General features: G+C 54.9%; 19 protein-coding genes and 1 tRNA gene. 5 read left to right on the forward strand and 15 right to left on the reverse strand.

What is annotated here, in order from left to right:
- Positions 1-88: 88 nt before the first annotated feature.
- The 9 genes from dnaK to HYW18_03465 form a co-directional block, all read right to left on the reverse strand.
- A complete protein-coding gene (gene dnaK, locus HYW18_03425; GenBank protein ID MBI2485170.1) occupies positions 89-1,975 on the reverse strand; it encodes a molecular chaperone DnaK in 1,887 nt (628 codons plus the stop codon).
- Between the two features lie 5 nt (positions 1,976-1,980).
- On the reverse strand, positions 1,981-2,454 hold the full coding sequence (locus HYW18_03430) for a nucleotide exchange factor GrpE (protein ID MBI2485171.1): 474 nt from the start codon (positions 2,452-2,454) through the stop codon (positions 1,981-1,983).
- A complete protein-coding gene (locus HYW18_03435; GenBank protein ID MBI2485172.1) occupies positions 2,444-3,157 on the reverse strand; it encodes a DeoR family transcriptional regulator in 714 nt (237 codons plus the stop codon). Before HYW18_03435 ends, HYW18_03430 begins: the two co-directional genes overlap by 11 nt.
- Positions 3,158-3,196: 39 nt before the next feature.
- Positions 3,197-3,913, reverse strand: a complete 717-nt coding sequence (locus HYW18_03440; GenBank protein MBI2485173.1) for a hypothetical protein — start codon at positions 3,911-3,913, stop codon at positions 3,197-3,199.
- Between the two features lie 68 nt (positions 3,914-3,981).
- Positions 3,982-4,464 carry a hypothetical protein gene (locus HYW18_03445; GenBank protein MBI2485174.1) on the reverse strand — a complete coding sequence of 161 codons (483 nt, stop codon included), beginning with the start codon at positions 4,462-4,464 and terminating at the stop codon, positions 3,982-3,984.
- Positions 4,465-4,498: 34 nt separating this feature from the next.
- Complete coding sequence (locus HYW18_03450; protein MBI2485175.1) at positions 4,499-6,187, reverse strand: cation:proton antiporter; 1,689 nt, start codon at positions 6,185-6,187, stop codon at positions 4,499-4,501.
- 83 nt (positions 6,188-6,270) lie between these two features.
- Positions 6,271-7,194: a hypothetical protein gene (locus HYW18_03455; GenBank protein ID MBI2485176.1), complete on the reverse strand. Its 924-nt coding sequence runs from the start codon at positions 7,192-7,194 to the stop codon at positions 6,271-6,273.
- A 75-nt stretch (positions 7,195-7,269) separates the two neighbouring features.
- A complete protein-coding gene (locus tag HYW18_03460) occupies positions 7,270-7,614 on the reverse strand; it encodes a hypothetical protein (GenBank protein MBI2485177.1) in 345 nt (114 codons plus the stop codon).
- A gap of 112 nt (positions 7,615-7,726) precedes the next feature.
- The gene (locus HYW18_03465) at positions 7,727-8,209 is read right to left on the reverse strand and encodes a hypothetical protein (protein MBI2485178.1); all 483 of its coding nucleotides are present in this window, start codon (positions 8,207-8,209) and stop codon (positions 7,727-7,729) included.
- Positions 8,210-8,436: 227 nt separating this feature from the next.
- Here HYW18_03465 and HYW18_03470 point away from each other — a divergent pair.
- Positions 8,437-8,511: transfer RNA gene (locus HYW18_03470), tRNA-Glu, on the forward strand.
- A gap of 455 nt (positions 8,512-8,966) precedes the next feature.
- On the opposite strand, the gene HYW18_03475 is transcribed toward HYW18_03470, so the two are convergent.
- Positions 8,967-9,575: a hypothetical protein gene (locus HYW18_03475; GenBank protein MBI2485179.1), complete on the reverse strand. Its 609-nt coding sequence runs from the start codon at positions 9,573-9,575 to the stop codon at positions 8,967-8,969.
- Positions 9,576-9,954: 379 nt separating this feature from the next.
- Between HYW18_03475 and cas2 the strand changes: the two genes are divergently transcribed.
- A complete protein-coding gene (cas2, locus tag HYW18_03480; GenBank protein ID MBI2485180.1) occupies positions 9,955-10,539 on the forward strand; it encodes a CRISPR-associated endonuclease Cas2 in 585 nt (194 codons plus the stop codon).
- Positions 10,540-10,613: 74 nt separating this feature from the next.
- Positions 10,614-10,964, forward strand: a complete 351-nt coding sequence (locus HYW18_03485; protein ID MBI2485181.1) for a hypothetical protein — start codon at positions 10,614-10,616, stop codon at positions 10,962-10,964.
- Between the two features lie 56 nt (positions 10,965-11,020).
- Here the strand turns inward: HYW18_03485 and HYW18_03490 are convergent, their stop codons facing one another.
- From HYW18_03490 to HYW18_03500, 3 genes are read right to left on the reverse strand one after another with little or no spacing between them, the layout of a single operon-like run.
- The gene (locus HYW18_03490; GenBank protein MBI2485182.1) at positions 11,021-12,328 is read right to left on the reverse strand and encodes a UDP-N-acetylmuramoyl-tripeptide--D-alanyl-D-alanine ligase; all 1,308 of its coding nucleotides are present in this window, start codon (positions 12,326-12,328) and stop codon (positions 11,021-11,023) included.
- Position 12,329: 1 nt separating this feature from the next.
- Positions 12,330-14,213: a penicillin-binding protein 2 gene (locus tag HYW18_03495; GenBank protein ID MBI2485183.1), complete on the reverse strand. Its 1,884-nt coding sequence runs from the start codon at positions 14,211-14,213 to the stop codon at positions 12,330-12,332.
- Positions 14,210-15,145, reverse strand: coding sequence for a hypothetical protein (locus HYW18_03500; GenBank protein ID MBI2485184.1), 936 nt, complete (start codon positions 15,143-15,145; stop codon positions 14,210-14,212). The genes HYW18_03495 and HYW18_03500 overlap by 4 nt, the downstream gene beginning before the upstream one ends.
- Before the next feature lie 70 nt (positions 15,146-15,215).
- On the opposite strand from HYW18_03500, the gene HYW18_03505 reads away from it, so the two are divergent.
- Positions 15,216-15,656 (forward strand): DUF4178 domain-containing protein, encoded by a 441-nt coding sequence (locus HYW18_03505; protein MBI2485185.1) that lies wholly within the window; start codon positions 15,216-15,218, stop codon positions 15,654-15,656.
- A 163-nt stretch (positions 15,657-15,819) separates the two neighbouring features.
- Here HYW18_03505 and HYW18_03510 read toward each other — a convergent pair whose 3' ends face one another.
- Entirely contained in the window at positions 15,820-17,049 is a 1,230-nt protein-coding gene (locus HYW18_03510) for a hypothetical protein (GenBank protein ID MBI2485186.1), read from the reverse strand.
- Between the two features lie 275 nt (positions 17,050-17,324).
- Here HYW18_03510 and HYW18_03515 point away from each other — a divergent pair, with 275 nt between their 5' ends.
- On the forward strand, positions 17,325-18,236 hold the full coding sequence (locus HYW18_03515) for a hypothetical protein (protein ID MBI2485187.1): 912 nt from the start codon (positions 17,325-17,327) through the stop codon (positions 18,234-18,236).
- A 36-nt stretch (positions 18,237-18,272) separates the two neighbouring features.
- Here the strand turns inward: HYW18_03515 and truD are convergent, their stop codons facing one another.
- Positions 18,273-19,700: a tRNA pseudouridine(13) synthase TruD gene (gene truD / locus HYW18_03520; protein ID MBI2485188.1), complete on the reverse strand. Its 1,428-nt coding sequence runs from the start codon at positions 19,698-19,700 to the stop codon at positions 18,273-18,275.
- Positions 19,701-19,731 lie beyond the last annotated feature (31 nt).

The raw sequence follows: 19,731 nt of genomic DNA on the forward strand, positions 1-19,731 counted from the left end.
GGTATCCGGCGGAGGGTACGTAAACGTACGCGCACAACCAGATGCTATCTCCGCTCTCGCAAGGAGCGCCATCTCGATAGACATAACCTTACTCCTCTTTTTTCTCTTTGAATTCTGCGTCCTTCACATTGTCCGCTTCCCCTGTCTCCCCGCTTTTCGCCTCTTCTCCCTTTGGCACATTTTCATAGAGCTTTGCGCCGACGGCCTGGGATTGCGTTGCGAGTTCATCGGCCGCTTTGCGAATCGCCGGCGCATCATCTCCCTCTTTTGCTTTTTTCACCGCCTCGATCTTTTCTTCCAACTCTTTTTTCTGTTCTGCCGTAACTCTGTCCCCAGCGTCCTTCAGCATCTTTTCTACCGTATAGATCATCGTGTCCGCAAGATTCCGCACCTCCACAAGTTCCTTGCGTTTGTGATCATCCGCCGCATGCGCCTCGGCATCACGCTTCATACGCTCCACTTCCTCTTTGCTCAACCCCGTCGATGCCTGAATGGTAATCTCTTGGCTTTTCCCTGTCGCTTTATCCTTCGCGGAAACTTTCAGAATGCCGTTTGCGTCAATATCAAACGACACCTCCACCTGCGGCACACCGCGGGGAGCCGTCGGGATCCCCGACAAAATGAACCGTCCCAGGCTTTTATTCCCCTCCGCCATCTCTCGCTCCCCCTGCAGCACATGAATCTCCACCGACGTCTGATTATCAGCGGCTGTTGAGAACACTTGTGACTTGGATGTAGGAATTGTTGTGTTGCGCTCGATCAACTTGGTCATGACGCCCCCAAGCGTTTCGATGCCAAACGAGAGAGGGGTCACATCAAGCAGAAGGACATCCTTCACTTCGCCCTGCAGAACTCCCGCTTGCACCGCTGCGCCAAGCGCCACGACCTCGTCCGGATTTACACTGATGTTGGGTTTCTTCCCGAAGAATTCTTCTACAAGCTTCAAGACAAGCGGCATACGCGTCATCCCCCCCACCATAATCACTTCCTCAATGTCGCCCGTGCCCATCTTCGCATCCTCGAGCGCCTTCTTGACCGGCCCAAGTGTGTTTTCCGCCAAGTCTCGCACAAGCTCTTCAAGTTTCGCGCGCGTGAGTTTTAACACAAGGTGCTTGGGACCATCCGCACCCGACGTAATAAACGGCTGGTTGATTTCGGTCTCTTGCGTCGTGGAAAGTTCAATTTTCGCACGCTCGGCCGCATCCTTGATGCGTTGAAGCGCAAGGGGGTCACGGCCCAAATCCACTCCTTCCTGCGATTGAAACTCTTTAATAATCCAATCAATCACGCGGCGATCAAAATCGTCACCGCCTAAATGCGTGTCGCCGTTTGTCGACTTCACTTCCACGGTGTCCTCGGAAACCTCCAGAACCGATACATCGAACGTTCCGCCACCGAGATCATACACACACACTTTCTGTCCCTTCTTCTTGTCGAACCCATACGCAAGAGCGGCGGCCGTGGGCTCGTTGATGATGCGCAACACTTTGAGCCCCGCGATTTCGCCCGCAACTTTTGTCGCTTGGCGCTGGGCGTCGTCAAAATACGCCGGTACCGTAATCACCGCCTCGGAAACCTTTTCTCCTAGCCGTTCCTCGGCATCTGCTTTCAACTTCCCAAGCACCATCGCAGAAATTTCTTCGGGAGTGTATTCCTTTCCTTCCATCTTTACCGCGACCCCTTCCCCGCGTTCCAAAATTTCATAGGGCATGATCTTTTTATCATGCACAACCTCTGTATCATCATGCCGGCGTCCCATGAGGCGTTTGATAGAGTACAAAGTATTTTTCGGATTCGTTACCGCCTGGCGTTTTGCAGAAATACCGACAATTCGTTCGCCGCTTTTCGCAATAGCGATAATCGAGGGCGTCGTGCGATGACCTTCTTTGTTTTCTAAGATCTTCGGCTGGCCACCTTCCATGATAGCCATGGCCGAATTTGTTGTCCCAAGATCGATGCCGAGAATTTTTGCCATAAAATTTATGTAAGAGTTACTTTTGCCGGTCGAAGAACTTTTCCGTTCAACTTCCACCCGCGTGACTGAAGGTTTGCGACAGATCCCCCTTCGCCGTCCACGGGTTCGTGAACCTCCGGATTAAAGGGGTCGCCCGGCGCGGGGGCGATGCTTTCAAGTCCCCAGCGTTTGATGGCCTCTTCGAACGCTGTGTGGATGTGGACGAGACCGTCCTTCCATGCTCGAAGTTTTTTCTGGACATCTTCGGCACAAGAATCAAACGGTGGCGTGTGCGCAAGAGCCTGATCGAAATGGTCTAAGACGCGCAAGAGGTCGTGTGTTAGTTCTTCAAGCAGGAAAACGCGTGCTTCCTCACGCTCCCGCTTCAAATCTTTTTTCAGATTATCGTAATCGGCAAGAGCGCGTTTCCACCCCGCAAGATACTCCTCTGCCATCTTCTCGGGGGAAAGGGATTCGTTTGGTAAAGGATTATCGTTCATAAGAAGGAGATGGCTGATTCAGGAGTTCGTGGGCCAGCTGGACGAGCCCAACGTTACGGTTGTAGTCCATGCGCATGGGGCCGATGAGTCCGATAATACCTGACATCTGGGGACTCGCGCGGTAACGGATAAAGACAGAGGAAAACGAGGAGCCAAAAGGATTCTTTGTGCCAATCAAAACGATCGGCTCGTCCGTGATGGTCCCGAAAAGCGCATGAAGAATTCCCTCCATCTCATCGAATACGCGCGCAAGTTCTGCAAGTATCTGCGCGTCAGAAAAATCTGGTTTACCAAACAAGTTCGCCATGCCGGCATAATAGCTTCCCCCCTGTTCCGTCGCCATAACTGCCGTCTCTCCGGAAAGGTCGCCGAGCGTACGTGCCACGCGTCGGAGAGTATTCTCTGTGCTGCTTGACTCCGCCATCACCGACTCCAAACGGCGCCGCGCAGAAGCAACCGGAGCCAGATGAAGAAAGTTCGCCAAATAATAGCGGTACCCCAACTCTGTGGGAACACGCCCTGCAGATGTGTGCGGTTGCGTGAGGTAGCCGGCTTCTTCAAGTACACACATGTCATTGCGAACCGTCGCGGGAGAAACGTCGAGATCAAACTGCGACACAATATGAAGAGAGGCCACGGGCTCTGCCGAGCGGATATACTCTTCAACCACCAGCTTCAAAATGGTTTCTTGCCGTGAAATCATAATTTAGCACTCATATATTACGAGTGCTAAGCCTCCCTGTCAAGCAGGCCGGCGGTTCTCAAAATCTCTCTTTGCTCGCACATGATCAATAAGCGCGGCGGAGTCCGCTCCGTGGGGTCCGGGAATCAACTCTTCCGCAAGTTTCAAGGCTTCGCGCCGGGCAATCTCCTCACGTTCCCCCCCAAATGTATCCCACCCTCTTTCCGCTTCCTGCCATTTAGCATAGGCATTCCGCCCATCGGGAGTCTCCCATGTAGAAGCATCCGCCGCATGCACATCACGTTGTTTTAACGATTCCCCACGGTCTACAGCCGCTTGATTGTAAAGCACATAGGTTCGGCGCGGCGCGTCAAAGCGCAGCACCTTCCAGTCCTTCAGGTTCCAGCTCCCCGCCGCTTTGTCCCACACAGGGACTTCTTCTCCGACGCGGCGCTCCCGAAGCGGGGATACGGCTTTCGTCAACGCGTATTCTTTTTCTGCCAACTTCATTTCTTTAAAACGCAAGACCTCTGTAGCTCGTTCCTTTGTATCCATGCCATGAAGAGTCGGATTGCGCACGGCGATACGCGCCTGGCGCACTTCCGCCTGGAGGGCGTCTCTTTCCTTGCGGAGTTTTGCCACTTCGTCATCTACTTCTTCAAAAACAAGCCCTTCGTCTTCGGCTTTCGGTTCCTCGACTTCCTCAAAAATCGGTTCGTCTTCCGGTTTTGATTTCGGTTGTTCTTTGCGCGCAAAAAGCCGTTCCAAAAATCTCATATGCGGACAGTATAATCTAAAAAATCGAAACCGGGGAGAGATGTCCCCGGTATTGCGCCAGAATCGCTCTAGCGCAGAGAAGAAAGGGCCACGGGCCGCGAAAGGTGCGCATGCGGCTCCGGCGCTTGCAAGCGCAGCATCCCTGTGGGGACGCGCGGATGGTGGAAGGCCCGCGCGAATGGCGGGTCACCGACCTGCATCCGCATGAACACGCTCGTGGTGATGGCGACGACATCAGGCAGCTCGATCTCTGCGTGCGTGCCCATGGCAACATCTGTCCCCCCGGTAGTGCCGAGAAGGAATCTCACATGGCGCTCGAGCGCCACGACCTCTCTAGCCGTCGCGCTCTTGGCGAGCCGCACACGGACGAGATTTCCCATCCGTGTCTGCACAATCGAGAGCACGCGCACTCCGGTCAGAAACCGGTAGTCACGCACATCGGCTGTGCCGGCCACGATGACGCGGCGAGGTTGCCCTCGCCGGCTCGGGTGATCTTCACCCGGTTGTCTGTCCGTCGTGAAAAGTTCGTAGACCTTCGCCTGATGGTCCATCGCAGCCTCCCAAGGGGAAATGCGAGGGGTGAGCTTAAACGAGGGTCGGCTTGCTGTCAACCCCTCCTTTCGCGGGGGGAGGGATCAAGCGTCGCCAGTGTGCCGTGGAAAGCTTTGCCCGTGAAAGAAGCTCGGCAAATTTTTGCCCGCCTAAGACCGTGGGAACGATGACGTAGTCCGCTCCTGCGGCGTAGGCAACCTCCGCTTGGGCGGGATACTTCACCGTGACAATAACATTTCCTTTAAATTTTCGTGCGGCGAGATACTCAAGAATCGTTGTCGTATCCCCCATGTCCTGCACCGTCGAAATAATCAGACGCGCCTTATGCGCCCGAATGTCCTCTAGTAAATCCTCGTCGCCCACATCACCATAGAGAGCGTGAATCCCGCGCTCCCGCAAGCGCTCCACCGCTTCTGGGTGGAAATCCACAACCGTGAAGGATTTTTTGAGTGCCTGCACGGCGGGGAGAATCGTCTCCCCTGTCCGGTGGCATCCAAAGAGAAAAATCTCCGGTGTGTTTTGCGCTACTTCATGCCGGAGTTTGGCGTGCGGCTCAAGGAATCGCGTAGCCGGGCGAACAAAACGGTAGAGAAGATCGCTATATTTTATGAGATAACTCGAAATGGTAATCGTCAGAAACCCAACGGCAGCGGTAAGAGAGAGAAGAGACGACTCCACAAGACCCTGTGCCGCCGCAAGACCAACAAGAATGAAAGAGAATTCACTCACCTGCGCGAGTGTGGACCCTGTAAGCCATCCGGTGCGCGGGTGGAAACCAAGTATGCGCGTAAGAAGAAGGACCACGACAGGGTTAAGAATCAAAACAAGAAGAGAAAAAGCGAGGATGTAAGGGAGGATGCCAGGCATGGCACTAAGGTCGAGGTTTGTGCCAAGAACAATGAAGAAAATGATGAGAAAGAAGTCACGGAGATTGCGCACGCGCGCAAGAATTTCCCTTTGGAAAGCGGTACCAGAGAGTGCGATACCGGCAAGAAGCGCGCCAATCCCCATACTAAAACCCGCGAGCTGAAGCGCGCTTGCAGCGGCGAAACACCACCCAATAGCAAACAGGAGAAGAAGTTCCTGCGACCGCGCGGCGTATCGCACAATGGGCGGCAAGAGCCAAACACCAAAGGCAGCGAGAACCACTACGGCAAGGAAGCCCTTTGTGAAGGCGATAGCAAGTATGTCTCCAAAAGTACGATCCGTTCCAAGTGCCGCAAGCGCAAGTAACGCCACCATTGCGACAAGATCCTGCACAAGGAGAACCCCAACGGTGAGACGACCATGAAGGGTGTCTAGTTCATCTTTATCCGCAAGAATTTTTACAATAATGATCGTGCTTGAGAGAGCAAAGCCAAGACCAACGATGAGGGCAGAGATCGTTTCAAAACCGAGCACGCGTCCCAGAAAAAATCCGGCAAGCGTTGCAAGAGTAATCTGTCCAATACCAACAAGAAGAACCGCGCGACCAATTTGACGCATGCCGCGCCAGTTAAGGCCCAATCCGACCGTGAAGAGGAGGAACGCCACGCCGACTTGCGAGAGGACACCGAAGATTTCCGACGACCGCGTTAAATTGAGAAGGCTCCCCCCCGCGACAACGCCGGTTAGAAGATATGCAAGAATAAGAGGTTGGCGGAGAGCTGAGGCGGCAAAACTCAAAAACGTCGCAAGAACGATGATCGCACCGATTTCAAAAAAAATGTCTGCGGGTTGCATATCCTCCTGTCAAAAAGATTATACGCGAGAATAATAAAAAGAGAAAACCCCGAAACGTCGGGGTCGGAGAAGATGCGCAGGAACTAGAGCGGGATGGGAATCGGTCGCGCTAGTTCGTCCATGGGACAGAGCGCGCGAATGCGCTCGAGAAGGTGCAGGAACTCCAGGGCATCCTTAGGACGCCGTGTGACGTCGGGGTACCGCGCCCGGCAGAGGAGCACTTTGAGGTCGGCGGGAATCGGAAGCGCGTGGAGACGATTCCACATCTCTCGCGGCAAGCACGGCTGCCCGGCATTCTCGATCGACTTTTTCACCGACCGCGCCGCATATCCTTCCACACCAGTGAGCACGGACAGGAGCGTGACAGCAAGTGCCGCCACCTCTGCCGCCGGCGTGATGGGGAGACCGTGGATCTGTTCGAGGGATGCGTAGGCCGGAGTGAAGACGTAGTTGCCTGTAGAAAGACTGTGCGCCGGCTCGTTCAAGCGTCCGCTCCACTCAAGGTCGGCGAGAACCGCCGTCCAGTCGCCCTCCTCGTGGCCGGGACGGAACGCCGTATTGCCGAGGGTGACATCGCCGTGCGTGCGGCCACGCGCGTGAAGCCACGCCAGGCCCTCGCAGAGCTCCTCCGCGTGGACGAGGAAGGTCTCGAGAGTGAGGCCACCGTCGTACAGGCGCTCCCAGCGGCCGCTAGAGGGGAAAACAAGCTCCTCCGTCACGAAGCCGCGCAGGCTATGCCCATCGTCCACTTCCGCAAACACGTGCGGGAGGGCCGGGTGCACAAGGTCTTCGAGAACCGCGTACTCCGCTGCGAGACGTGACAGGAAGATGGGGTCGGCGCGACGTGGCATGCGCGCCACAAGCGCAGTACCCCACGGAAGCGGTTGAATGCCCAACCGGTAGTGACGAAACTTCTTCACACGCTCGGGCCGGAACTCGTCGAGGACTGTTACGGGAATACCTGCCACGTAAAGCGTGGTGGGGATGGGGGCATCAACAATCTGCATCACTGGAACCTCCCAGTTAAAGGACCGCGCCGAGTATGCACGAAAAATCGCTGCGCGTCAATCAGTGAGTCAGAATTAATGAAGATCAGACGCCAGTGACGTAGCTAAGTATTGACGACCTTTCACCAACGTCTTTTTCTCTAGCGCCTCCAGTAGATTAACGTCGAGATGCTCCGCTAACAGGAGTACGATATTGCAAAGATCGGCAAGTTCAGATTCAAGCTGTTCACGAGCCTCCACGGGCGGGAGTTTTTTCTCGGAACGACACTGCTCGTCGCACACCGATAACGCCTCGGCGAATTCTCCCACCTCTTCCATGAGTTTGAGAAGGAGAATCTCGCGCGTAAACGTAATACCGTGTTTTTTTGCATAGCGCTCGGCATTCGCCTTTACAAGCCGTTGGATCTCAGAAAATTCCATAGATAGTGATTATTAGGAAAGATAATACCACAGTGACCGCTGAGCATGGGATAGTTTTTTATGAAAAAGGAAAAGAGGCGCTGGGCCTCTTGAGGAAAGGAACTGATGTGGGTCAACCTGGATCGGTCATACGTGGGAGATCGCAGTCTTTGAAGTAAGACATGTCTCCGTAGTCCGCGGCATGCAGACGGGCGCGGAACCCCAGGAGTGCCCGCCACTTGTTGCCGCCTGCGATGTGTAGGTAGTCGTCGTAAAAGCTTGCTTCCTCCTTTGCCTTCGGATGCTTCAGAAGGTGGCGGATTTCGCGCTCGTACTTCCCAATATAGGTGAGCTGAGTCGCGCAGTCGCGCATGGAGTGCACCATCATGCAAAAGAAGAGGGCTGAAACGACCGCCGCAAGGCCCAGTGCTCCCCACTTGTCTGCCGTAAAGTTGTCGCCAGAGCCCTCCCAGATGAAGACGACGCTGAAGAGCAAAATACCGTATGCCAGACAGAAGAAGAGCAGGGCACCGATAAGGCGCACGGTGCACATGAACTCCAGGTCATCGACGATCTCTTCGTAGCTCGGAAGATGCTCTCGACCGCTTGCGGACATGGTCTTCTCCCGTAAGATTGATGCCGAGCAGAGTTTAGACACCCGGCCAGGAACCCTAGCACGATTTTGTATTCACGGCAATCGATGGACGCTCTTAAGAAAACGTGGTAGATTTTTCGCGCTCAAACGGCCCCATCGTCTAATGGTTATCCGGCGAAGAACGTGAGATTCAAATAAAAAAATCGGGATTGATCAGAAAACAACTGAAGGATAAACTAGGCAAACACGGCCCCATCGTCTAATGGTTAGGACGCTAGGTTCTCATCCTGGAAATCCGGGTTCGATTCCCGGTAGGGTCACCAACAAAAATGTTCACCGCAAGGTGGACGTTTTTGTTGGTGAAAGGGCCCACGACGGGAATCGAACGAGAGGATGGTAAGGGGAGGCACTCCCCTTACATGTTGGGGGTGACAGAACCCCGAGCCTGTCGAGGGGGACAACCAGAGGGGCGGAAGCCCCTATGGAGAGGAGCGGAGCGACGATGTGAGTTCCCGGTAGGGTCACCAACAAAATGTTCACCGCAAGGTGGACGTTTTTGTTGGTGAAAGGGCCTACGACGGGAATCGAACGAGAGGATGGTAAGGGGAGGCACTCCCCTTACATGTTGGGGGTGACAGAACCCCGAGCTTGTCGAGGGGGACAACCAGAGGGGCGGAAGCCCCTCTGGAGAGGAGCGGAGCGACGAAGTGAGTTCCCGGTGGGGTCACCAAAAAAGCCACCAGCATTGCTGGTGGCTTTTTGATCCCGTCGCTACGGGTTAGAATGCGGTTTTAGTATCAGTGGAATATTTACCTGTACCGTAGAAGGAGTCCATTTCCTTCGGACCGAATCGAAACGGACCGGCCAGCTTAAAAAAGCCGGCGTGACTTGTCATCATGTCGAGAAATGTTTGCTCTGTTTTCCGAATGAGCTCTGGGATATTTTCGGGCATAGTCTTAGGACTACAAAGGCGATGTACGATCTCATTTCTGTGGTTTAAAAAGTTTTTCGTTCGTTTCATGTACTCTCGAGCGACTTTATTAATTCCTTCAAGGTCATCATCGGCTTCTTTGTCAGGATAACTTAATGGTAGAAGCTGTTCGATCCCTTTTACGATTTTACGTGTGTCGATTCTATTGTCGTAAAAATAAGAATCCTCGTGTGGCTCAAAAGTTGGAGCCGCGCCGTTTCTAACCTGATTTTTCAGTAGAATCTGCTCAATTAATCTAGCTGCTTGGATAGTGTAAAAATCAGTCAGACAGGCATAGACAGTCAACCCTCCAAGTTGACGGATAACGTCACTAGACTCAAGTCCTGCTTTTGCCTGTTTTTGAAGATCGGAGAGTTTCGATAATTGTTGAGCGACTGACAATATCACTTTCGGCATAGTGCGATTGATTTTAGTACACCGATAACAAAAACAAAAGATCGTTATACTCGTTAGTTTCGTTGTCACCCACCTCATAATCTCTCATACTTTTGAATCGGTTCGAGGGGTGCCCGTGATACTAGGAGATCCTAAGACGTTTAATTGATAATCCCTGATAGTTCAGACCGTCTCGCTAGCCCTAACTGTTTATGTCTCATAATCTCCTATTCTGATTTAGACTTTTCATTAGCACCTCCACAGCAGCGTGGTGCAAACTTTGCCGAGATACATGTGTTATGATGTGCGCAAGTTGTGCAAATTGTAAATCTTTGCCAGCTGAACTAAGTGTCCGATCGGACACTTAGTTCAGCCTTCCGCGTTGGGCTAAGATGACACTATGGAGAAAAAAACTGCAAGACATCTACGACAGGATTCAAGTGTCGCAAAGGTTCTTCAAACCTTTGGTAATTTCGTCTACGGCTTTAGCTATGCACAAACTTTTCGAGGACGAAAGCTCCTGTGGTATTACGAGTTCGATGTGGAACGCATGCGTCACGATATTCCAAAAAGACAGAAGACGGAAGCTATTCGATTGCTTCGTCAGAGAAAATTACTCCAACTACGGGAACGAGCTGGAAAATTTGAAGCGGCGTTTACACAAGAAGGGTTCTTTGAGTACACCCGTCTCCAAGTTCTGTCCGCAAACACGCTTCCCGATGGAAAGGACTGTCTCGTCGTGTTTGATATACCAGAACAATGTCGTGCTATCCGTCGCCAGTGGAGAAACTTCTTGAGAGCTTCCGGATTTATTCAGTACCAATTAAGTGTTTGGATCTCGCCGTTCGACGCTGCCCAACCTCTTACGCGACTCATCCACCTTGCAGGAGTAGACAGATGGATCCGCGTCTACATTGCAGAGTTGCAGTGTTATGTGTCCGATCGGACACATAGTAAGACACAGCGCGTGCAAGCGCGGGCATAAAATGAAAGTGTCCCGCAATCAGTACAAACCTGCTTCCACACGACCACAGGTTGGCCCTTGAGGAAACTGAATATTTGCTTTACCATTGCAACGCCGTATACAACGGCCGCGATTTCTCACGCAACACAGGAGAGATCTCCGTGATGACGCTTCCTGCAGGAGAGTATGGGGTCCCGATTGTCGTGGATCCCACCCAGTTCCATCATCTCGTCGGCGACACGCGAGAGGATGTCAACAGCATCCTCCAGCGGGTTCTCGAGTGTCTCCCCATCACGGGCAGGAGCCTCGGGATGTGTGCGCGCGTCCCCCTCGACCCCGGGGCAGTCGACCGCACCCGCCACAGCGTGCACGTGAGCATCCTGCGCGAGGACACGAAATTCGTGCTCAAGTTCGTCCGGTTCGCCGGACCTCTCCCCCTCTTCTAGAACCACAACGTGTTCCTTCTTCTCCCGCCCATGGCGGGATTTCGATTTTAAACATCTCACAAGCTCACCCACCCTCCGTACTGGCGTACAAGGAGTTCATTCGCGTGTAGCGGCTCGGCCATGATTTCTTTTACCACCTTCTCCATCCTGGCACTCTGCGATCCCTTTACCAGCACCACGTCTCCGGCGCGTATGTTGTCATCAAGCCACTTCCCTGCTTCTTCCGGCGATTCAAATTCATAAACATGCTCGCGCGCCATCCCCGCGGACAAGGCTGCCCGCGCAATATCGCGCGCCTTCTCGCCTGCCGTCACAAGCAGGTCAATTCCCAACTCCACCACCATCTTGCCAATCCTCTCATGCTCTTGTGCATGGTACTGCCCCAGCTCTGCCATGTGGCCAAGCACGGCTATCCGTCGCGCTTCCCCCACCATCGTGAAGAGCGGGAGCGTCTCGAGCGCGGCCTGCATCGCCGCCGGCGCCGCATTATATGTGTCGTCAATGATGAGCGCCCCGCGAATACCCGGCAGAAGCCGCAAACGACCAGCTGTAGGTTCAAGGGCCTCCAGTCCCCTTAAAATCTGCTCCGGCGAAAGGCCCAGACGTTCGCACACAGCAATGGCGCCCGCTACCATCGAGCTTGCGGGGCGGCCAATAATATTTTTGAGCTCCACAAAATACGTCTGCGTCTTTGATGTGATCGTAAGCGCAAACGTTGCAAATGTTTCCCCTGGAAGAAACTGTCCGTCGGGTTTCACCGTGAGGTTCTCCTCTCGCACTTGTACATCGGCAGAGACATCGCATCCGTATCGTTCAATGGGAGCGTTCGCACCGCCTACCAACTGATCTCTCATTGCGTCGTCAGCATTCACAAATACGGCACCGCCAGGAATAACCATCTTGGCAAGCGTTGATTTTTCACGTGCGACATCCTCAAGCGTCCCAAAAAATTCCGCGTGTACAGCGCTTACACCCGTCATGATAGCGGCATGCGGCCGCGCGATCGCACACAATCTTGCCACGTCACCGTGGTGATCCGCTCCGTACTCCAGTACAAGATATTTTGGATAGGCCCGTGTCTTGCCGTAGGCCATCCCAAGCGCTTCAAGAGTAAGTTCAAGCCACCCTGTGGCTGAACGACCCGGACTCTTTTTATCCAAAATCCCAAACGGAAACCCAAATTCATTGTTATAATTTTCTCGCGGCGTCGCTACATTGTATCCCGCTTGTTTTAACACGGTTGCTATCGCGAGACGCAGGGAAGTTTTCCCGTACGATCCTGTGATGCCGACAATAAACGGCTTGTAGCGGTAAATCACGCGTTTCGCGCAGTGCGCCAAAAATATTTGGAGGATTCTTTTCATATTAATCCATTCGTGTAGGAGGGACGTCTAAGTACTCTAGCAAGAACTTCGCAATATCCCCAAACAACGGGGCCGCGGTAGATTCGGCAAACTGTACGCTGGTCGGCTCGTCAATGCGCGTTACCATGACAAACCGCGGATTATCCACGGGACCAAAACCGGCAAACGACCCAATGGTGCGCGTATCGGAATACACCCCGTCCACGGCAATCTGCGCTGTGCCCGTCTTACCGGCAATGTAGTATCCCCCTACGCCTGCACGGCGTCCATGGCCGCGCTCCACCACAGAAACAAGCATGGCGCCAAGTAGGCGCGCCGCTTTTTCAGAAATCACCCGTCGAATCTGCTCACGCGGCAATTCCTTCACAACCCCATCTCCCATCCGCACCTCCGCGACCAACCGTGGCCGCAGAAGAATTCCGCCATTGGCAATCGCTCCATACGCTTGTGCAATCTGAATCGTCGTGGCGGTAATTCCTTGCCCGAACGACGCCGTGATCGGATAAGTGTCCCCCTCCTTTTCAAGCGATGTAACATTGCCGGCCACTTCCGTATCGAGCGGCAGCCCGGTCTTCTGTCCGAATCCAAACTGCTCCACGTACGAACGGAACACGTCATAGCCCGTTTTCCCTACCACAAACGCCACACCCGTATTAAGTGATTGTTCGAGCACTCCCGTCATCGTTACAATGCCGTGCGCTTTTTTGTCAGAGTTCCGGATGGGTTTTGGTCTTACATCCACAATTCCCGTATCCTCATACGTCATGGACGGCGTCACCGCGCCCGTGTCGAGCCCCGCCGCCATCGTTACCGCCTTAAACACAGACCCCGGTTCATAGGCGCCAAACGTCACGGGATTGTTGAAGACATCAATGGACTCGGTGTCTCCATACCGAGCCGGATCAAAATCTGGATAGCCACAGAGGGCCAGCACATCACCCGTCTGTGGGTCCAGGATCACAACCGACCCGCTCTTTGCTTCGTGTTGGAGTACAGCCTGTTTCAGCGCACGACATGCCATAAACTGAATCGTGCGGTCAATGGTGAGAACAATGTCCGCGCCATCTTGAGCCGGTTCATACTCCCGCCCGCCGACAACAACCAACCTTCCGCCCGGATCTTTCTGCGTCTTCAAGTACCCCGCCGTTCCTGCAAGCGTCTCCTCCCAATAGCCTTCCACACCGTAACGCCCAACAGGCCGATCATACTCATCGCGTCCTACAAATCCGAGCACATGACCGCCCACTCCCGTCTCTGGGTACAACCGTGTCGGTTCACGAATATAGGAGATTCCCGGCAAGTCCAATTCGCGCAACTTCGCAAGCGCCTCTTCGCGCACCCCGCGCGCCACCGGTTCATAGGGGTCACGCTTGTTGCTCAACCGTTGCACAAAACGATCATACGCGCTGCGAGCACCCTCTATCGTCTCTCCCGCCACTTCAGGGATCAATACATCAAGTTCTGTGCCAACAATTTTCTCATCCTCTGCCATAGGCTCCTCTGCTGGCGGAATCTCCGCGCGTTCGTCTGGCTCTTTCGCCGGCTCATCGAAACGAAGGCCCAAAACATCCACAAGCGTCTTCACGGTTGTTTCAACATCTTCGATCTCGCTTGGATTGGCAAACACAAACCCGAGGTCTTGCGTCGTCGCCACCGGCACAAGACTCTGCGTCTCGCCGTCCCGCATAAAGATTGTGCCGCGGCGGGGCATAAGGGCGCGTGAAATATCCTGTTGGGAAGATGCGCGCGCCTCAAATGCCTCATGTTTAACGACTTGGAGAAAAAATAGGCGGGCAATTAATACAATGGCGCCGGCAACAATTAAAAACTCAAGCGTGCGCAGCCGCCACGGAAGACTTTCGTTCGTGAGGCGAGAGAGTATCACAGCGTCGGCAAGCCAAAATTGAATAGGGCGCCCCCACCGTTCGGATTGTAGCCGTTTTGAATTTCCTCTGCGTCGGAATACCCATCTCCATCGGTGTCAGGGTTATAAGGATCACTCCGATAGAATGCCTCTTGTTCATCCGACAAGCCGTCGCCGTCGGCATCCTTCCCGCCCGGGAACGCATCCGTTGCATCTCCTTCTCCTCCTAGAGTCTCCCTGCCAGAAGCAGGAACCGGCGTCGTGCGTTGCTCGCCGTTTGGGAGCTGAATGGGTAACTCCGCCGGCTTTCCGTCCCATTCTTCCAACTCCACATCAAGTACCGCTACATCAGCAAATTGAACGACGACACGGTGAAGCGAATTGTTCGCCTGGTCAATCCACAAAAACACGCGCGCAGCCTCCCACAGCGGCGTGCGGCTTGCGGCGTCCTCGTTTCCCCAAAGTTCTTCAAAGGCAACCACGGCGGCTGGATTAAGGCGTGCGGTATAAAGTCGTGCCGCGCGGCCGTGCAAAATCTCTACAAGCCCCCCTTGAGGATCTGTAAAAAGTGGCGTCTCTCCCACAAACTGCCGGAGACGCGCAAGAAACGCCCCGTCGCGAAATCGCTCTGTGAGCGCTGCTTTCCATCCGACAAACAATGCTTCCGGCGCTACACTCCCACTAAATGTTGGCGCGCCGTTAGATACGTCCACATTGCCTTCGAGACGCAGATCTACAAGTTGCGCGGCCTCCGCCATCACGGCGTCGGTAAATCGCACACTCCCTGTCATGGAAAATCGTTCGCGTGCCGCCAGCGCACTCTGCATGCGTTCTATGTGTCTCCCATCGTTCACGTACCGATTGTAAAACCACCACCCGCTAAACAGAGCGCCGGCCAAAAGGATAAGAAGACAAAGAATCCCAAGTACCTTTCCCATAGTTGTGCACATCATACTACAAAGAGTGCTCTTGACGCACTTGCCTATCCATCTTATATTCCCTTTCGATTATTCTTTAGGCCTTATGAAAGTGAACAAGCTCCTTGCTTCGGAGTTAGGCGCGGAACTTTCCGTCGCCAACGAACCGTTTGTCCTTCAATCTAAACTCACCCTCAAGCTCGAAGGAGGGGTGAATGCGCACTGGCTATTTAGCAATAGCGGCACGTGCCTTTCCATCAATCCCGAGACGGAAGAAATTCTCATTTTACGACCGGTGGAAAAAGAGATCGAGCACGACGATGAAGTTGTCGTGGAGAGCGGAAAAGATTACGAGTTTTCCTACGAGGACCGCGGTGCGGTGGAAGAGCTTGGCGGCGAAGGAGTGTTCGATGAAGGCGACGAACTCGAGTTTATGGAGTACGAGGCCGGCGATGGTGATCGTGTGCGGATTGTGACAAACACCTACAACGGAGAGGAGCGGGCATTTGTGGGAAACGTTGTGACAGAAGAAGACATCGTGGAATAAGAAAACAAAAAATCCCCCACGGGGATTTTTTGGTTCTCCAGAAAAGACACATCATGTCTGCTCTGGGGAAAGCGCCGAGAACCGTCGGCGCGAAGAGAGGGCCCTGCCGACGCGTTGGCGCCTGGCAGGATTTGGTTCTTAGGGAAGGAACGGGGGGGAGGAACTACTTACTCGACATGCGACCGCGGGCCGCGAGGAACTTCTCGTGCTTCGCGCGGGCGGCAGCGATGACTTCGTAGGGGCCCACGAAGGTCCGGACGACCCGTACGGCCTCCACCCAGGCGGCATCGTTCGTGTATCCCCGCCCCAGGTACACCTTCATGGCATCCAGGGTCGCCCGGCCGGGGGGGTCGTTGTCGGTGCTGAGCGCGTACTTCACGCTCTTCGTCGGGTCTTCCTTCTTGATGACATTGCCGAGCATGATGGAGAACGCGGTCTCCCAGGCAGCCTCGAAGGCCTCGCGGTCCAAGTTCTTCCGCCGACCCTGCAACTGCTTGTCCCAATCGATGCGATCCACCACGGCCTTGGCGCGCCGCTCCGGCTCGCTCACCTGCAAGTCGCTGAAGATCTTCTCCGCGGCGGCCTGGCCGCGGACGCTCGCCTCGGCGAAGAACTTCGCGACCTCGGTGTCCGTCCGCGACAGCTCCGCGTCGAGGACGCGGTTGATGGCCTCGCGGGCGGCCTTGTCGGCGTCCTTAACCATGTTGTACCGCGCCACCGCCATCTCGCTCTCGCGATCCGTCACCCGCTTGCCGTCCATCTCCACTCCTTCGGTGAGGTAGAGGATGTCCTCGGGATTCTCCGCGAAGGGATTGAACCGGACGGCGTAGACGGGTTCTTCGGCCTTCACCGTCCCACTCTTCTTGTTCACGTTCACGGAAACGTTGCGGGGGGCGCCGTCCTTGCTGCGGTTCACGAAACCGTGGACGTCGCTGTAGGCCACCATGTCCACCTTCTCCTTCGATCCCTCGGGGGTCTCGGGATAGAAGCGGGCCTTGATCTTGGGGAGCCACCCCTCGCGGTCCTCAAAGGCCGGCTGAGTCGAGCCCGGGGGGGCGTAGACCAGCGTGACCCGGTACTTGAGCCCGCCGCTCGCGGTGCGGCTAACCCAGCCGCGCGTGGTGTCCAAACGGATGTCCGTCAGGAACCACCGGCCGGGCTCCTTCTCCCCCGCCAGGCGCCGACGGATGTCGGAGCGGAGCAGGTAGAGGTGCCCGTTCACGCCGTGCTCGACGACGTGATGATTGTCCTCGTCGTCCTGGCCCTTGTAGCCCCGGACCTCGGGGTCCGGGGGCTTGCGCTCGAGGTAGCGGGCCTCGGCGGCAATCATGTCCGCCGGATTCTCAGACGTGAGCTTGATCAAAACGGTGCCGTTGAAACGAAGCGCGCTCATCGGGAACTCCTTTGCCTCGCTAGAGAGGTGACGAAGAGTGGCAATCTTAACCGCGGGATGCGGTCTTAAGGGATGGTGCCAAATCCACCCACGAAACACACGCCATAAAACAGCGTGTCTTTCGTGGGCAGATAGGCCAAAAATGTCTAAAGATCGAGGAGGGAAGATACCAAAAAAATGGCTTTTTGTCAACCTCCGCCGTTGACATTCCCGAAAGTTCGGTCTATAAGTGTGAGTCATACCGCACAGCGCGGTTGACGGGAGAAATAGACGCCATGACACGCACGACCCGGGTTTCGGCCCACGAGGACGTGCGGGTGCACGGCCTCTACCTCTGGACTCCAGCAACCGACGAGGGAGTGACGGAGATGGTAATGGTCTTGGCTCCCAAGATCATCCAGGACACGGCGTCCGCAATCGGTTCCGCCCCCTGCCTCAACGCGGTGGGTCTCCGGCACGGATACCATATGTCCATCCCTCTCTACGAGGCAGGGCTCTTCCCTCACCCTGTAACGTTCGAGACGAACGGCAGGCTCGAGGACCGTGGTGACGCCACGGCGGAAGAGATTAAGTCGCTGATCCTCGCGGCCTACCGCACCTCCAACGACTACAAGCGGGAGGTTCTGGCAAAGATCAACGATTTCTTCCTCTCCGAGGCGAATGGCGTGGAGGGATCGTTCCTCTATGGCGGGCTCGCCATAGACAAACCGCGTACGAGCGACATAGACTTCGGCGTCTTCGTGTCCCCGGACATCTTCACGCGGAATATCCTGGCGGACATTCCGGAGCGCAGGAGCTTCGCCATCGGCATCAGGAGCGCCCGCGTCTGGCGCGTTGCTGCGCGCCTGACCGACCTGTTCGGACTGGACGCGCGTGCGCTCGAATACCTGGCGTGGGTGCTCCGCGGTGGCGTCTCCGCGGATGATCTGCACGAGGCGCACAGGCCGTTCAAGCAGAACTTGGGCGTCATCAAAGGCCTCACGAAGAAGCTCGACATCCAAGTCTTGCCGCCGCTTCCCATGGATCCCTTGCTCCGGCACCTCTACAACGAGGAGAGCCTGAAGAAAGGGTGGGACCCAAGCTTCCTCGACCGCATGGCGGGGAAGATGAGGCTGTGGAACCCCGACACGCAGAAGTTCGACCCTCTCGGGACTGACGACATCAACCTCGGAAGTCCCGGCGACTAGTTCCTTCTACCCCCAACGTAGTGCCAAACGTAGCCGCTAGGCGGAGTGGTACGAAGTGGGATCAAGCGAGGCCCCGGCCTCGCTTTCGAATTTTCCAAACATCTTTTTTATACCATCCATGTCGCCCATACGCACGACACGTTTTGTATCTACCTCTGTCGTCTTCACCCATCCCGGTACCGGTGCACCTTCGTAGAGTCGGTAGAGATGCATGAGGTAGGTCGTTGCGGAATTCGCCTCCTTTGGCAGCGTGAGAGCAAAGGCAACACCTTCATCAATTTTCGTGACACGGTGCACGTGGGGAAAAATACGGCCGGGAATTTTGCGCGGCTTAATATTCAGAAAGGGAAAGTACCGCAGAGCGTTCATCGGATCGTTCACACCGTCTTGAGAGAGAAAATCTACAAAGAACGTACGATCCTCAGCAGAGGCGGACAAAGGAAGGGGAATTTCGTCGGGGATAGTGTCACCCGCCTTTTGTACTTTTGAGAGGTAGCGGTTCACCACCCAACTCGCGTACCCATTCACCATAAGCCGCACGGCATCCTGGACATCGCGCCAGGCATTGATCGTTTTCGTGGGTTCGGCGATAAGGCGATCAAGCACGGCTATTTCCCGGCTGAAGGTGTACGGGAGGGGCTCAATAAATTTTCGCATCTCACGCCATTCACCGTAACAGCCAGCGAGTTTCATGCGGATTTGGCGGAAGAGCGGCAGGTCGGTGGGACCGATTTCGGTAAAGAATACACGCAGCGCCCCGTCCACGTCACCACGCGCCATGAGACAGCCGACTTTGTGACCTTCAAGACGCGATCCGAAACGTTGAAGACCAAAATAATTTGCAAAGCCCAGTCGGTTGTAGGCTTCAATCAAAAATCGCAGACGCTCGCTTGACTCATGCGCGTCGGTGCGGACAAAAATAGTGAACTGATTCCCTTTCAGCCCTCCGCGTTCAAGGGCGCGATTTCCATATGTCACCGGCTCAAGAAAGATGTTTGGGATTTTTGTTTGGGCCACGCGCGGCCATTCGATGTCACGAAGTGAGAGACGTTGCGCAGTTACGGCTGCAGCATCTTTCAATCCTGCATAGCCGATTGCGGTTTCTGGAATGCTGAGGTGCGTCGCAATCTGCGCTATGGCGTTGGGTGTAGAGAGGTGGACCTTAATAAGGTTGACCAAAAGCGTCCGGTGGTCCCCTGTACCCTCGTCGGGAACCGACCGCGTGGGGTTCACCGACACAATCTCGCCGTTCTCGCACACTTCCTCCACAATAAAATCCTGCGGCAGATAGCGCAGATAACCCTTAGGCCGACCTGCATCAAGCCCTACAATGCCGACGCGCGCATGCAAAAAATCCGGGTCGAGCAGGCTCTCGCGGGTCAAAAGACTCGGATCCTCCTTGCAGAGACGGTCAGTTTCTTCACGCTCCGCGCGCCATGCGTCGTGTGTTGTTCCCCCATTCATAAAATGTTTCTCACTAAGTCATGACTTAGTG

The organism is Candidatus Uhrbacteria bacterium (genome assembly GCA_016187485.1).
Lineage (GTDB): Bacteria > Patescibacteriota > Patescibacteriia > UBA9934 > UBA10169 > JACPJO01.

Coding starts and splice junctions, on each gene's coding strand:
- dnaK (MBI2485170.1), bottom strand. CDS start 1,975: ATGGCAAAAATTCTCGGCATCGATCTTGGGACAACAAATTCGGCCATG.
- HYW18_03430 (MBI2485171.1), bottom strand. CDS start 2,454: ATGAACGATAATCCTTTACCAAACGAATCCCTTTCCCCCGAGAAGATG.
- HYW18_03435 (MBI2485172.1), bottom strand. CDS start 3,157: ATGATTTCACGGCAAGAAACCATTTTGAAGCTGGTGGTTGAAGAGTAT.
- HYW18_03440 (MBI2485173.1), bottom strand. CDS start 3,913: ATGAGATTTTTGGAACGGCTTTTTGCGCGCAAAGAACAACCGAAATCA.
- HYW18_03445 (MBI2485174.1), bottom strand. CDS start 4,464: ATGGACCATCAGGCGAAGGTCTACGAACTTTTCACGACGGACAGACAA.
- HYW18_03450 (MBI2485175.1), bottom strand. CDS start 6,187: ATGCAACCCGCAGACATTTTTTTTGAAATCGGTGCGATCATCGTTCTT.
- HYW18_03455 (MBI2485176.1), bottom strand. CDS start 7,194: ATGCAGATTGTTGATGCCCCCATCCCCACCACGCTTTACGTGGCAGGT.
- HYW18_03460 (MBI2485177.1), bottom strand. CDS start 7,614: ATGGAATTTTCTGAGATCCAACGGCTTGTAAAGGCGAATGCCGAGCGC.
- HYW18_03465 (MBI2485178.1), bottom strand. CDS start 8,209: ATGTCCGCAAGCGGTCGAGAGCATCTTCCGAGCTACGAAGAGATCGTC.
- HYW18_03475 (MBI2485179.1), bottom strand. CDS start 9,575: ATGCCGAAAGTGATATTGTCAGTCGCTCAACAATTATCGAAACTCTCC.
- cas2 (MBI2485180.1), top strand. CDS start 9,955: ATGGAGAAAAAAACTGCAAGACATCTACGACAGGATTCAAGTGTCGCA.
- HYW18_03490 (MBI2485182.1), bottom strand. CDS start 12,328: ATGAAAAGAATCCTCCAAATATTTTTGGCGCACTGCGCGAAACGCGTG.
- HYW18_03500 (MBI2485184.1), bottom strand. CDS start 15,145: ATGATGTGCACAACTATGGGAAAGGTACTTGGGATTCTTTGTCTTCTT.
- HYW18_03505 (MBI2485185.1), top strand. CDS start 15,216: ATGAAAGTGAACAAGCTCCTTGCTTCGGAGTTAGGCGCGGAACTTTCC.
- HYW18_03510 (MBI2485186.1), bottom strand. CDS start 17,049: ATGAGCGCGCTTCGTTTCAACGGCACCGTTTTGATCAAGCTCACGTCT.
- HYW18_03515 (MBI2485187.1), top strand. CDS start 17,325: ATGACACGCACGACCCGGGTTTCGGCCCACGAGGACGTGCGGGTGCAC.
- truD (MBI2485188.1), bottom strand. CDS start 19,700: ATGAATGGGGGAACAACACACGACGCATGGCGCGCGGAGCGTGAAGAA.